Raw genomic sequence first — 12,606 nt, forward strand, 5'->3', positions numbered from 1 at the left:
CCGCATTACGCCCGGCCCGGCACGCCCGGATCAGGTCGGCGACTCGCCCAGCTCGCCGTCCGCGCCGGGCCGGGCACGCCGGGGCGGGCGTCCGCGGACCGGCCGGTGGCTGTCGAACCGGTACTCCAGCACGCCCTCCCCGCCGGTGAGGTCGGGGAGCTGGTGTTGCAGGGCGTGCAGTCGGGCCGCGACCAGCCGGGCATCGATGCGCGCCATCGGCCCGGCCGACCACTGGCCGGTCAGCTCGGCGCCCATCCGTCCCAGCACCGTCTGCAGCGCGGCGACGTGCTGCTCGGGCACCTCCAGCGAGACCCGCAGGACCGGCTCGCAGACCCGGGTACCGGCGCGCCGGAGTGCCTGGCGGCAGACGACCGGTGCGACCTTGCGGTAGTCCAGCGCGGTGCTGCGCGGCCCGCGCTTGGACGGTGGGCCGTCGGCCACGCTGTAGCCGGCCTCCACCAGGGTGACCACGCAGTCGGTGACCGGCCACCCGTGCAGCCCGTACCGGAGGGTGTCCCGGATGTGCTGCTCGATGGTGGCGGCGAACCGGGTGGCGTCGCCGTAGAGGTACAGCGGCATGTCCCGGGCGGCCGCGGCGACCACGAAACGGATCCCGCTGCCGGCTTCGGCCGGTTCGATCCGCAGGCCGATCGTCGCCTGGTACGGGTTGCTCGCGGTGTTGAGCCGCTCGACCGCCGTGCCGGTACCGCGGGGGCGTTCGATGTGCAGCACCGCGGCGTCGGCGAACCGTGCCAGGATGCCGTACTCCTCGGCCAGCGTGGCTTCGAGCACCTCCTGCTGGACGCGCCCGTACAGCGACACCGTCGGTTGGCCGGCCGCGTCGAGGTGCACGTCGATGAGCGGGTCCTGATCGGCGAGCTGGGCCAGTGCGGTCCGCAGCGCGGGACCGTCCTCGGGCCGAGCCGCCTCGACGGCGGCTTCCAGCGTCGGCGGCGGGAACTGCGGCTCGGCGGGTTCCGGCAGCTCGCCGACCGCATCGCCGACCCGTACCGCCGACAGGCCGCGAACCCGGCCGATCTCGCCGGGACCGACTGCGTCGACGAGGGTCCACCCGCCGTCGCCGTAGGTCTCCACCGACGACGCCTTGCCGCTGCGCCCGCCGGCCAGTTCGAGTCGCTGCCGGGGCCGCAGCACGCCGCTCGACACCCGCAGGTAGGCGATCTTGTCGCCGCCCGGGCCCCGCTCCACCTTGAACACCCGCGCCGCGATGCGGCCGTCGGCCGACCCCTCCGCCGTGGGCAACAGCGTGGTGAGCGACGCCAGGATCTCCTCGACGCCGGCGCCGGTCGCCGCGGACCCGGCGAACACCGGGTGCAGCAACCCCGCTCGGGTCTGCGCGGCGATGTCCGCGTGCAGGGCACCGGCCGGGACCGGGGCGCCCGCCAGGTAGGACCGCAGGACGTCGTCGTCGTGTTCGGCGAGCGTGGTCGTCGCGCGCTCGGCGAACACCGGATCCGCACCGCGGTACGGAACGAAGGCGCCGGCCGGCGAGCCGGCCCGCTGCACCCGGCCCATCACCAGGACGTCGGGGGTGAGCCGGGAGCGGATGGCGGCGACCACCGCGTCGAGGTCGGCGCCGACCCTGTCGATCTTGTTGACGAACAGCAGCGTCGGCACCTCCAGCCGCTGCAGCGCGCGCATCAGGACACGGGTCTGTGGCTGCACGCCCTCGACGGCCGACAGCACCAGGATCGCGCCGTCGAGGATCCCGAGGACGCGCTCGACCTCGGCGATGAAGTCCGGGTGGCCGGGGGTGTCGACGACGTTGACCCGCCGGTCACCCAAGCCGAACGAGACCACCGCCGACCTGATGGTGATGCCGCGCCGGCGCTCCAGCGCGAGGCTGTCGGTACGAGTGGTGCCCGAATCGACCGAGCCCGGCTCGTCGATCGCTCCCGCGAGGTGCAGGAGCCGTTCGGTGAGGGTTGTCTTACCGGCGTCGACGTGGGCGAGAACGCCCAGATTCAGGAAGCGGGTGGCGGTGGACGGCACGCGAAGACCTCGATGCGAGAGAAGGCCGAAGGCTGGGGCGAAGAATCGCGTGCGCCGCTCGCATCGAGGAAGCCTCCTGTATGGGCATGCCAAAACCGCACCGTCGCCGCCAGCGTAGGGCCGGCCCCGAACCGGTACCAGTGGTTATTCGTCCTGCCGTCCCGTCGGACGCTGCCGCCGCGCACCAGGGCCGGCCGCGGCCGGGTCAGCGGTTGCGGTAGACGACGCGGAAGCCGAGGTGATCGGCGAAGTGCGCGAACCGGGCGGAGCGCATCGTCGACTCGGCCGAGTCGACTCGCTTGCCGTTGACCAGCCGATCCAGCAACACCGTTTCGAACGCGGCTGCCTCCACCCAGTCGACGGTCTTGGTGTAGCCGCAGATCAGCGCCGCACCGGTGCGGTCGAGGAAGTCGCGCAGCGCGCGGTCGGGCGCCTTGAGCACCGCGCAGCTGCCGAAGAACAGCCGCCGCCCCGGGCACTTGCCGGCGAGGATCTCGCCCACCTCGTCCAGCTCGATGGTGTTGTCGTGGTGGTTGAACTCGGTCAGCAGCAGCCGCTGCGGCTCACCGTGCACCGCGAAGAACCCGACGTTGAAGTCGTCGTACTGCTTGAGGGTCCAACGGTCGAGGTAGTACTCCAGCTCCTGGGCGGTGGCGACGTCCTTGTGGATGTACTTGATGCTCTGGATGCGCTCCAGCAGCTCCAGGGTCGGCAACACCGAGCCGCGACTGGTCATGTCGCGCGCCCACTGACCTTCCACGCAGAACACGCCACCTCGTGACATTCCGCAGCGCTCCCTTCGCCGTACGGCGCCACGCGGAGTCTAGGCAGCGCCCCCGACAGGAGTACATCGCCCGAAAGAGCCCGTGCGAATTTCCACAGCCGCCTACACTCTCGGCACTTTTCTTCTCACTGTTCGTGGTTTCTGCCGCCGATCGGGAGCCTGCGGTCCCGCGCGTGCCAGGCATCCTCCCGGCAGCCGGCGGGCCGGCACCTACGCTGGTCGTCCACTCGCGGATTGACTCTCCAGTTGGTCGAGGGGGGAGGGTTCGGGTCGTGTTCGACGGGGGACTACTGAGCATCGGGGAGCTGGCCCGCGCCAGCGGGCTGCCGGTCAGCGCGCTGCGCTTCTACGACGGAGCGCGGCTGCTGGTGCCGGCGCAGGTCGATCCGCGCAGCGGCTACCGGCGGTACGGCCCGGGCCAGGTCGCCGCCGCCCGGCTGCTGGCGCGGCTGCGCCGGGTCGGCATGCCGCTGGCCGACATGCGGCTGCTGCTGGCCGCCCGGGACGACCGGCAGCTCGTCGGTGCGCTCGTCGCCGAACACCTGGCCCGCCTGGAGGCCGGGCTGGCCGACGCCCGACGAGAACTGGAGCACGTCGTGTCCGAGACCGATCCCGCGGTGACCACCTTCCGGGTCGCCCCCACCGAGCTGCGCCGCGCCCTCGGCGCGGTCACCTTCGCCCTCCCGTCCGGTACCGGCTCGCACGCCGTGCCATCCGCGGCCGAGGACTCCGGGGTGCTGGACGCGGTGCTGTTCGACGTCGACGGGGACCGGCTGACGCTCGTCGCGACCGACCGGTACCGGCTGGCCGTCAGCTCGGTTCCGGTCACCGACCGGACCGGGCCCGACGGACGGCTACCGGTGCCGCGGGCCGCGCTGCCGCGGCTCGCCGAGCTGGCCGGCGAGCACGTCGCCGGGCGCATCGACGGCGCCGTGATGCGGCTCGGTGAGCTGCGTCTGACCGCCCAGCCGGGGCAGTACCCGGACTACCGGCAGGTGACCGCATCGGTTGGTGGGCAACGTATCCCGACCGACGGGGCGGCGTTGCGGGCGATGCTCACGGCCGGCCCGCTGCGGAGCGTACCGGAGTGCTCCGGCCCGGTCGCCGCCCTCGGCGTGGACGCCGCCGGGACGCTCGCCGTGCTCGACGCCGACGACGCCGGGTTCCTGACCGCGGTCAACCGCGACTTCCTGCTCGACGCGGTGGCCGCGGCGCCCGCCGGTCAGCTCGTCCTCGACTTCGCCGGCCCGATCCATCCGCTCGCCCTCCGGGACCCCGGCGACCCCGCCAGCTACTCGATCCTGATGCCCGTCCGCCTGCCGTGACGGCGGTACGCCGGCTGCCGGCCGACGCGGTCGCGCGTTCCGGGTACGGCTGGTGGCTCGCCGGCAGCGCCGTCTCGCTGCTGGGTTCCTCGGCGCAGGGCTTCGCGCTCGGCTGGTCCGCGGCCGGCTACGGCGGCTCGTGGGCGGCGCTGGTGCTGACCGCGACCACGGCACCGAGGCTGGTGCTGGCCCTGTTCGGTGGCGCGGTGGCGGACCGGTACGGGCCCTGGCGGGTACTGGTGGGGGCCAGCGTGTCGATGCTCGCCGTGATGGCCGGGCTCGCCGTCGCGGTGGCCGCGGTGGGGATCGGGCCACCGCTGCTGCTCGCGGTGGCGGTGCTGCTGGGTGCCGCCAGCGCCTTCCAGTACCCGGCTGCCGGTAGCGTCGTCCGGCACCTCGCCGCCGACCGGGCGTTGGGCCGCGCGATGGCGGCCAACCAGGTCGCCGGCCGCGCCTCGGCGTTCGTCGGCCCCGCGCTCGGCGGGCTGCTGGTCGCCGCCCTCGGGCTGCTCGGCACCTCGGTGCTCGACGCCGCCAGCTACCTGGGGTTGCTCGGCGTCCTGGTACTGCTGCGCGGCCGGCTGGACCGGCCCGGGCTGGTGGACGGCGGCGGCGTGGTGGCGCGGATCCGGGCCGGGATCGTGGTGGTGGCGGCGGACCGGCTGCTGCGTGCGCTGCTGGCGCTCGTCGCGGTCACCGCCGGCTGCCTGCTGCCCATCGCCTCGCTGCTGGTGCCGCTGCTGGTGCGGCAGCACGGCTGGCCGGCCGCCACGGCGGGCTGGGTGGTGGGTGCCGAGGCGCTCGGCGTCGGGTCGGTGATCGTCCTGGTACTGCTGCGTGGCACCGCCCGTCGCGCCGGGGTCGTGCTCGCGGGCGGCCTGCTGCTCGCCGGTTTCGGCGCCGGATGTCTGGCGTTCGCCGGCTCGGGGCGGGCCGCGACCGGGGCAGCGTTCGTTCTGGGGCTGGGTACCGGCGCGTTCACCACGCACATCGGCCCGCTGCTGCTGCGGGCGTCGCCCACCGAATACCTCTCCCGGATCCAGGCGGTACTGCTGATCGTCCAGACGGCGCCGCTGTTGTTGACGCTCAACGTCTTCGGCTGGTTGGCCGACCGGGTCGGCGCCGGCGCGGTCGTCGCCGGCTGCGCGGTGCCGGCGTTGCTGGCCGGGCTGTGCGGGCTGGCCAGCCGCCGATTGCGCGGCGTGCTGGCCGGCTGACCGGTTCGCCTGCCCGCCGAGCCGGCCGCGCACCGGCGGGAGCGCGCCCGCGGGCGGCGGCGGGGTCGATCAGTCCGCAGCCGATCGGTCCACGCTCGGTCTGTCCATGGTGGATCGGTCGGCGGCCAGCAGGTACCCGCGCAGCACCACCTTCAGCTCGGCCACGATCTCCCGATCGCCGTCCGGATCGTCCCGGAACGCCTCGCTGAGCAGTTTGTCGCCGATGCTGACGGCGATCCGGGCCCGCCGCATCGACACGTCGATGCGGTACCGGGGGGTGGCCAGCGCGGCGCGCAACCGGGTGGCCAGCGCGGCGTCGTGCGCGTCGCCGACGGCCCGGTCCAGGTGACCTGCCGGGCCGCTGAAGAACCACACCTGATGGAAGCCCGGCTCGGACCGGTAGAACCGGGCGAACGCGTCGACCACCCGGTCGACCAGGTCGCCGGCCGCTGGCGGCGGGTCGGCGAGCGCGCCGTCCAGGACCGTGATCATCCGGTCCAGCCAGTGCAGCACGAGCGCGCGGGCGATCTCGTCCTTGTCCGCGAAGTAGCGATACAGCGAGCCGACCGAGACGCCGGCGCGTTCGGCGATCAGTTTGGTCCCGATCTCCGGGTACGGGAGTTCCGCCAGCAGTGTCGCGGTGGCGTCGAGGATCTGGTCCCGTTTTGCCCTGCTTCGCTGCTGTCGTGGGGTACCGCGGCTTGACACCGCGGCAAAACCTGAACCAGACTCCGGTTCATGTTCGTTGTGCATGCAATCAGGGTAGGCCATGCCCGGTGACCCACCCGCCCACCGTGTCGCCGCCGGGGCGCGTCGCGGGCCGTCGCGACGTCCGCGGCCGTTCGCGTTGCTCTGGGGTGCCGGTACCGTCTCGGCGCTGGGCGACGGCGTGCACTGGATCGCGCTGCCGCTGCTCGCCGCGTCGGTCACCCGCGACCCCCGGCTGGTGTCCCTGGTGTCGGTCGCCGAGCAACTGCCCTGGGTCCTGTTCGGCCTGCTGGCCGGCGCTCTCGCGGACCGGGTCGACCGCCGGCGCGTCCTGTGGCGGCTCGACCTGGTACGGGCCGGCATCGTCGCGGTGCTGGCCGGCACCGTGCTCACCGGCACCGTCACGCTGCCGGTCGTGCTGCTGGTCGCGTTCACCCTGACCAGCTTCGGCACCGTGTACGACTCCGCCGCCGCCGCGATGGTCCCCGCGCTCGTCCCGGTCGCCGAGCGGCCCGCCGCGAACGGTCGGCTGCAGGCCGGCGTCCTGGTCGCCGACACGCTGCTCGGCGCACCGGTCGGTGCCACCCTGTTCACCCTGCTCGCGGCCGCGCCGTTCCTGGTGGACACGGCGAGCTTCGCGGTCGCCGCCGCGCTCGTCGCGGCGATTCCGGCCGGTGCCGCGCCGGCCGCGCCGGCCGCCGCGGCCCCGGTGCGCGTCGACGTGGCCACCGGCCTGCGTTTCCTGCTCGGGCACCGGCTGCTGCGCCGGCTCTGCGCGTACGGTGCGCTGATCAACCTGGTCACCACGGTCGCGGTGGCGCTGCTGGTGCTCTACACCCGCGACGTGCTGCACCTCGGCAGCCTCGGCTACGGGCTGCTCGTCGCGGCGTTCGCGGTCGGCGGCGTGCTCGGCTCGCTGCTCGCCGGCCGCCTCGCCGCCGCCATCGGTGGCCGTGCCGCGCTGCTGACCGCACTGGGCTGCGGTGCACTCGGCGCGGCCGGCATCGCGCTCGCCGAGCACCCGGTACCGGCCGGGATCTCGGTCGGGGTGTTCGGCGCGGCGAGCGGGCTGTGTGGCGTCGTCGCGGTGTCCATCCGGCAGTCGCTGGTGCCCGACGAGCTGTTCGGCCGGGTCACCAGCGCGTTCCGGCTGGTCACCCTGGGGGTGGGCCCGCTCGGGGCGCTGGCCGCCGGCTTCGTCGCCCACCGGTACGGCCTGCGCGCCCCCGTCGCCGGGGCCGCCGCGCTGCTGCTCGCCGGTACCTGCGCCGCGCCGTCGTTGCTGCGCCGCGCCGACCTCCACCCGCCCGGCACCCGCTGACCGACCCTCGCGGCCCGCGCTTGCCGACCGGTCGCCGGGGTCAGGACCTCGCCGGGTGCCGGTTCGGCTGCGGGCCGTGCCGGCACCGACCGCGAGCCGTGGGCGGCGCCGGCAGCCACATCGACCGTCCGCGGCGAGCCGTCGGTCAGGGCTGGGCGGCGAAGAACTCCCGCAGGGTGTCCGCGACCAGGTCGGGAGCCGTGGCGGTGGCGAAGTGCATCTGGCCGGGCCAGACCACCGTGCGCACCTCGGGCAACACCCCGGCGAGGTCGCGGACCGTCTCCGGCATCGGCGGCCAGGTGTCGGCGCCGGCCATCAGCAGGGCGGGCAGCGTCACCGCCGACCACCGGGCCATGTCCGTCTCGTCCGCCGCGAGAGCGTCCAGGTCGTGCCGCCAGCCCAGGCCGGACCGCTGCGCCTCGACCGGGTCCGGCTCGGCGGTCGACGAGGCGGCGAACGCGCGCACGATCTGCTCCGGTACCAGCGTCACCTCGTTGAGCACCGCTGCCGCGGCGGCCGAGTCCCCGCGCTCGAACGCCGCGGCGTACCGGCGGGCCAGCGGTACGATCCGCGGCCCGGCGGCGAACAGCGGTGGTTCGAAGATGGCCAGGCTGCGCAGCCCACCGGGTTCGGCGCGCGCGGCGTGCAGCGCCAGGTAGGCCCCGTACGACGCGCCCACCAGGTGCACTGCGGTACCGGTCTGCGCGGCGATGTGGCCCGCGATCCGGTGCACGTCGGACACCTCGTCGCCGAACCGCTTGCCCACCGCCGGCTGCCCGCTCGGGCCGTAGCCGCGCCGAGCCACCAGCCACACCTGGTACCGGTCGGACAGCCGGTCCGCGATCGCGGCCCAGGAGTGCAGGCCGCCGCCGGAACCGTGCAGGAACAGCACCGGGTCACCGGCACCCGCGTACCTACCCGCGAGCCGGACACCGTCCGCGGCGGTGAGCTGGAAGTCCTGGTACGCAACGGCGTTCATGCTGGTGTCCTCGTCGGCTCGGGGCGGCGCACGACCGCGCGGCGCCTGCCCCCGCCATGATCGGCGCCGCCGTCGCGCCTGTCACCCGGTTTCCGGCTCGCCCGGGGTGTGGCGGAGCCAGAGGGTGGCGAGCGGGGGGACCTGGATGGTGGCCGAGGCGGGCTGGCCGTGCCACGGCTCGTCGGTCGCGACGACCTCGCCCAGGTTGCCCCACCCGGACCCGCCGTACGACTCGGCGTCGGTGTTGAGCAGCTCGGTCCAGCGCCCGGTCCGGGGCAACCCCAACCGGTAGTCGGCGTGCGGGCCGCCGGCGAAGTTCGCCACGCAGGCCACCACCGTCCCGTCGGAGCCCCAGCGCAGGAAGGAGAACACGTTGCCGGCGGCGTCGTTCGCGTCGATCCAGGCGAACCCGGCCGGCGAGGTGTCCTGGGTCCACAGCGCCGGTGCGTCCTTGTACCGGGCGTTGAGGTCGCTGACCATCGCCTGCACCCCGGCATGCGCCGGGTGCTCCAGCGCGGCCCAGTCGACGCCGTGCTCCTCGCTCCACTCGCCGACCTGCGCGAACTCGCAGCCGGCGAACAGCAGTTGCTTGCCCGGATGCGCCCACATGAAGCCGAACAGCGCGCGCACCCCGGCGAAGCGCTTCCAGTCGTCGCCGGGCATCCGGCCGAGCAGCGAACCCTTGCCGTGCACCACCTCGTCGTGGCTGATCGGCAGCACGAAGTTCTCGCTCCACGCGTACATCAGCGAGAACGTCATCTCGTGATGGTGGTACTGCCGGTAGATGGGGTCCTTCGAGACGTACGACAGGGTGTCGTGCATCCAGCCCATGTTCCACTTGAACCCGAAGCCGAGGCCGCCCAGATAGGTCGGTCGGGTCACGCCCGGCCAGGCGGTCGACTCCTCGGCGATCATCACCACGCCGGGATGCCGCCGGTACACGGTCGCGTTCGTTTCCTGCAGGAACGACACCGCGTCCAGGTTCTCCCGGCCGCCGTGCTCGTTCGGTGTCCACTCACCCTCGTTGCGCGAGTAGTCGAGGTAGAGCATCGAGGCGACCGCGTCCACCCGCAGCCCGTCGACGTGGAACTCCTCGCACCAGTACAGCGCGTTCGCGACCAGGAAGTTGCGCACCTCGCGGCGGCCGAAGTCGAACACGTACGTGCCCCAGTCGGGGTGCTCGCCGCGGCGCGGGTCGGCGTGCTCGTAGCAGGCGGTCCCGTCGAAGCGTGCCAGCGCCCACTCGTCCCGCGGGAAGTGCGCCGGTACCCAGTCGAGGTAGACGCCGACACCGGCCTGGTGCAACCGGTCCACCAGGTAGCGGAACTCGTCGGGGGAGCCGAACCGGGCGGTCGGCGCGTAGTAGCTGGTGACCTGGTAGCCCCACGAGCCGCCGAACGGGTGCTCGGCCACCGGCAGGAACTCCACGTGCGTGAACCCGACCTCGGTCACGTAGGACACCAGCTCGTCGGCCAGTTCGCGGTAGGTCGCGCCGGGGCGCCAGGAGCCCAGATGCACCTCGTAGATCGACACCGGACGCTGGTGCCATTCGGTCTGGCGCCGGGTCGCGAGCCAGTCCGCGTCGCCCCACTCGTACGCCGAGCGGTACACCCGCGACGCGGTGCGCGGCGGAACCTCCGTCGACTGCGCCATCGGGTCGGCCTTCTCCCGCCAGCGGCCGTCCGGCCCGAGGATGCGGTACTTGTAGAGCCCGTCCGCGGCGAAGTCCGGGACGAACAGTTCCCACACCCCGGACGAGCCGAGCGAGCGCATCGACAGCCCGTCGTAGGCGCCCCAGCCGATGCCGTCGCCGATCACCCGCACGGCCCGGGCGTTCGGCGCCCACACCGCGAACGCGACGCCGTTCACCGGGCCGTTCGGCGTCGAGTAGCGGCGCGGGTGCGCGCCGAGCACCCGCCACAGCTCCTCGTGCCGGCCCTCGCCGATCAGGTACAGGTCGGTGTCGCCGAGCGTCGGCAGCCACCGGTACGGGTCATCGACCAACCGCTGCTCGCCGTCGGCGCCGGTCACCTCGATCCGGTAGTCGCGCGGCGCACCGGGCAGCGTCGCCTCGAACACACCGCCGTCGTGCACCTTGCGCGCCGGAAACCGTTGGTCGCCGTCGACGACGACCAGCTGCAGCGCGTCCGGCCGCAGCATGCGCACCACGGTCCGGTCGCCGCCGAGCGGGTGCGCGCCGAGCACGGCGTGCGGATCGTACGCCTCGCCTCGGACGAGGCGGTCGAGCACTTCTGAGTCCACCGATGTCGCCACCAGACAACCCTAAGCGCCCGGGGCCCGCGCCGCGCCCCGGACGCACCGGTGGGTGCCCGGCATGTCGCGTACGGTGGCCGCCTCCGGTGTCGAGGCGGTTCGCACGCCCTAGGGGAGCTTCCAGTCGACCGGGGCGGCGCCCTGCTGGACGAGCAGGTCGTTGGCGCGGGTGAACGGCTTGGATCCGAAGAAGCCGCGGTCGGCCGACATCGGCGACGGGTGCACGCTCTTGAGCACCGGGGTGTCGCCGAGCAGCGGCTGCAGCGACTGCGCGTCGCGGCCCCACAGAATCGCCACCAGCGGACCGCCGCGCGCCACCAACGCCCGGATGGCCGCGTCGGTGACCTTCTCCCAGCCCTTGCCGCGGTGCGCGGCCGGCTTGCCCGGCTGCACGGTCAGGCACCGGTTGAGCAGCAACACACCGTGCTCGGCCCACGGGGTCAGGTCGCCGCTCGCCGGCTTCGGGTAGCCCAGATCGTCGCAGTACTCCCGGAAGATGTTGCGCAGGCTGGCCGGGATCCGCCGGTCCGGCGCCACCGAGAAGGACAGCCCGACCGCATCGCCGGGCGTGGGGTAGGGATCCTGCCCGACGATCAGCACCCGCACGTCGGCGAGCGGTTGGGTGAACGCGCGCAGCACCCGGTCGCCGGTCGGCAGGTAGCCGCGGCCCTCCGCGTTCTCCGCCCGCAGGAACTCGCCCATCGCGGTGATCTGCTCCGCCACCGGCGTCAACGCCTGTGCCCAACTCGCGTCGACAACCTCGGCCAATGGTCGCCCAGTCATGACCGCGGAGCCTACCCACCGGGTACGACACGGGCACACATCGGGTGCCGGCCGGTCATGCCGGCTCCACCGGTTCCTGGAGTTCGGTGACCCAGTCGGCCTGGTCGGGCCCCGGGCAGGACAGGTAGGACTCGCGGTACCCGGTGGGGCGGTACCCGTTGTCGCCGATCCAGCGGCCGAGCGCCTGGAACGACGGATCCGACTCCGCCATCGGGCCGCGGTGCAGCAGCGTCGCCGCCGCCGGCACCGCCGGCAGGTCGACCACCTCGAACGGGTACGCCGGGTCCGGCGCCACGGTCACCTGCACGCCGGCGTGCACCCGCACGCCACCGTCCGGATCCTCGGTGTACCAAGCGATGTCGGGCGCCACCGGGCGCACGTCGTGCCGGTCGAGCAGGGTGCCCAGCCGCTGGTACAACGGGACGATGACGGGCGTGATGTCCGACGGGTCCCAGCTCGCCGCGACCCCGGCCAGCTGCGCCAGGCGTGCCGCCGGAAGGTCCTTGACCACGATCTCGCCGGTGGGCAGCCGGCCCTCCCGCTCGATCACCGCGAGCCGCGCCTCGACGCCGGCCAGCCGCGCGGTGTCCGCCTCGATCTGCTGCCGCAGCTGGGCGTGCCGCAGCCGCAGCATGCCGCGCAGCTGCTCGGCGGTGAGCCGGTCGTCGAGCACCTCGCGGATCTGCGCCAGGCTCAGGCCGAGGTCCTTCAGTGCGACGATCCGGTTCAGCCGGGCCAGCTGGTCGGCGGTGTAGTACCGGTAGCCGCTGGCCGCGTCGACCCGGGCCGGGGTCAGCAGCCCCAGCGCGTCGTAGTGCCGCAGCATCCGGACCGACACCCGGCCGTGCCGGGCGAAGTCCCCGATCGTCAACATCGCCTGGCCTCCCGCCGCATCAGGGTCGACAATCGACACATGGTCGGCACGGAGTCTGCCCGATGAGCCCGACGCTGACGGCGGCCCTGCTGGTGGTGGTCGCGGCCGCCGGCTTCGCCGGATACTGCGTGACCGATCTCGCCCGGGCCGACGACCGGGACATCCTGCTGCTGCCACGGATGGCCTGGGTGGTGATCTGTGTGCTGTCGGTCCCGATCGGCGGTATCGCCTACCTGCTGCTCGGGCGCCGTCGCTGAACCCATGGCCGGGTCCCGGCGCGGCGGGCGGTTCGCACCACGCACCCGCCCTGCCGGCCAGCTCGCCGGCA

At 73.7% G+C, this 12,606-nt stretch carries 10 protein-coding genes and 1 pseudogene; 4 read left to right on the forward strand and 7 right to left on the reverse strand.

Going from position 1 to position 12,606, the window contains the following annotated elements; translation table 11 throughout:
- Positions 1–30: 30 nt before the first annotated feature.
- Together Athai_RS10390 and Athai_RS10395 are read right to left on the reverse strand one after the other, a co-directional pair.
- Positions 31–2,013 carry an elongation factor G gene (locus tag Athai_RS10390; protein ID WP_203961313.1) on the reverse strand — a complete coding sequence of 661 codons (1,983 nt, stop codon included), beginning with the start codon at positions 2,011–2,013 and terminating at the stop codon, positions 31–33.
- Positions 2,014–2,224: 211 nt separating this feature from the next.
- A pseudogene (locus Athai_RS10395) lies at positions 2,225–2,797 on the reverse strand (DUF6642 family protein); the annotation flags it as partial.
- A gap of 272 nt (positions 2,798–3,069) precedes the next feature.
- Between Athai_RS10395 and Athai_RS10400 the strand changes: the two are divergent.
- Complete coding sequence (locus tag Athai_RS10400; RefSeq protein WP_203961315.1) at positions 3,070–4,122, forward strand: MerR family transcriptional regulator; 1,053 nt, start codon at positions 3,070–3,072, stop codon at positions 4,120–4,122.
- Positions 4,119–5,339: an MFS transporter gene (locus tag Athai_RS10405; protein WP_203961316.1), complete on the forward strand. Its 1,221-nt coding sequence runs from the start codon at positions 4,119–4,121 to the stop codon at positions 5,337–5,339. The genes Athai_RS10400 and Athai_RS10405 overlap by 4 nt, the downstream gene beginning before the upstream one ends.
- A gap of 69 nt (positions 5,340–5,408) precedes the next feature.
- Here the strand turns inward: Athai_RS10405 and Athai_RS10410 are convergent, their stop codons facing one another.
- Positions 5,409–6,047, reverse strand: coding sequence for a TetR/AcrR family transcriptional regulator (locus Athai_RS10410; RefSeq protein ID WP_203961317.1), 639 nt, complete (start codon positions 6,045–6,047; stop codon positions 5,409–5,411).
- A 61-nt stretch (positions 6,048–6,108) separates the two neighbouring features.
- Between Athai_RS10410 and Athai_RS10415 the strand changes: the two genes are divergently transcribed.
- Complete coding sequence (locus Athai_RS10415) at positions 6,109–7,368, forward strand: MFS transporter (RefSeq protein WP_203961318.1); 1,260 nt, start codon at positions 6,109–6,111, stop codon at positions 7,366–7,368.
- A 145-nt stretch (positions 7,369–7,513) separates the two neighbouring features.
- Here Athai_RS10415 and Athai_RS10420 read toward each other — a convergent pair whose 3' ends face one another.
- From Athai_RS10420 to Athai_RS10435, 4 genes are all read right to left on the reverse strand, one after another.
- Positions 7,514–8,347 (reverse strand): alpha/beta fold hydrolase, encoded by an 834-nt coding sequence (locus tag Athai_RS10420; RefSeq protein WP_203961319.1) that lies wholly within the window; start codon positions 8,345–8,347, stop codon positions 7,514–7,516.
- Positions 8,348–8,428: 81 nt separating this feature from the next.
- Positions 8,429–10,621 (reverse strand): 1,4-alpha-glucan branching protein GlgB, encoded by a 2,193-nt coding sequence (glgB, locus tag Athai_RS10425; protein ID WP_239156849.1) that lies wholly within the window; start codon positions 10,619–10,621, stop codon positions 8,429–8,431.
- Between the two features lie 108 nt (positions 10,622–10,729).
- The gene (locus Athai_RS10430) at positions 10,730–11,404 is read right to left on the reverse strand and encodes a uracil-DNA glycosylase (RefSeq protein WP_203961320.1); all 675 of its coding nucleotides are present in this window, start codon (positions 11,402–11,404) and stop codon (positions 10,730–10,732) included.
- A gap of 55 nt (positions 11,405–11,459) precedes the next feature.
- Positions 11,460–12,278, reverse strand: a complete 819-nt coding sequence (locus tag Athai_RS10435) for a MerR family transcriptional regulator (protein ID WP_203961321.1) — start codon at positions 12,276–12,278, stop codon at positions 11,460–11,462.
- 62 nt (positions 12,279–12,340) lie between these two features.
- On the opposite strand from Athai_RS10435, the gene Athai_RS10440 reads away from it, so the two are divergent.
- Positions 12,341–12,535: a PLDc N-terminal domain-containing protein gene (locus Athai_RS10440; protein ID WP_203961322.1), complete on the forward strand. Its 195-nt coding sequence runs from the start codon at positions 12,341–12,343 to the stop codon at positions 12,533–12,535.
- Positions 12,536–12,606 lie beyond the last annotated feature (71 nt).

Origin of the sequence: Actinocatenispora thailandica, from assembly GCF_016865425.1 — a bacterium.
GTDB lineage: Bacteria > Actinomycetota > Actinomycetes > Mycobacteriales > Micromonosporaceae > Actinocatenispora > Actinocatenispora thailandica.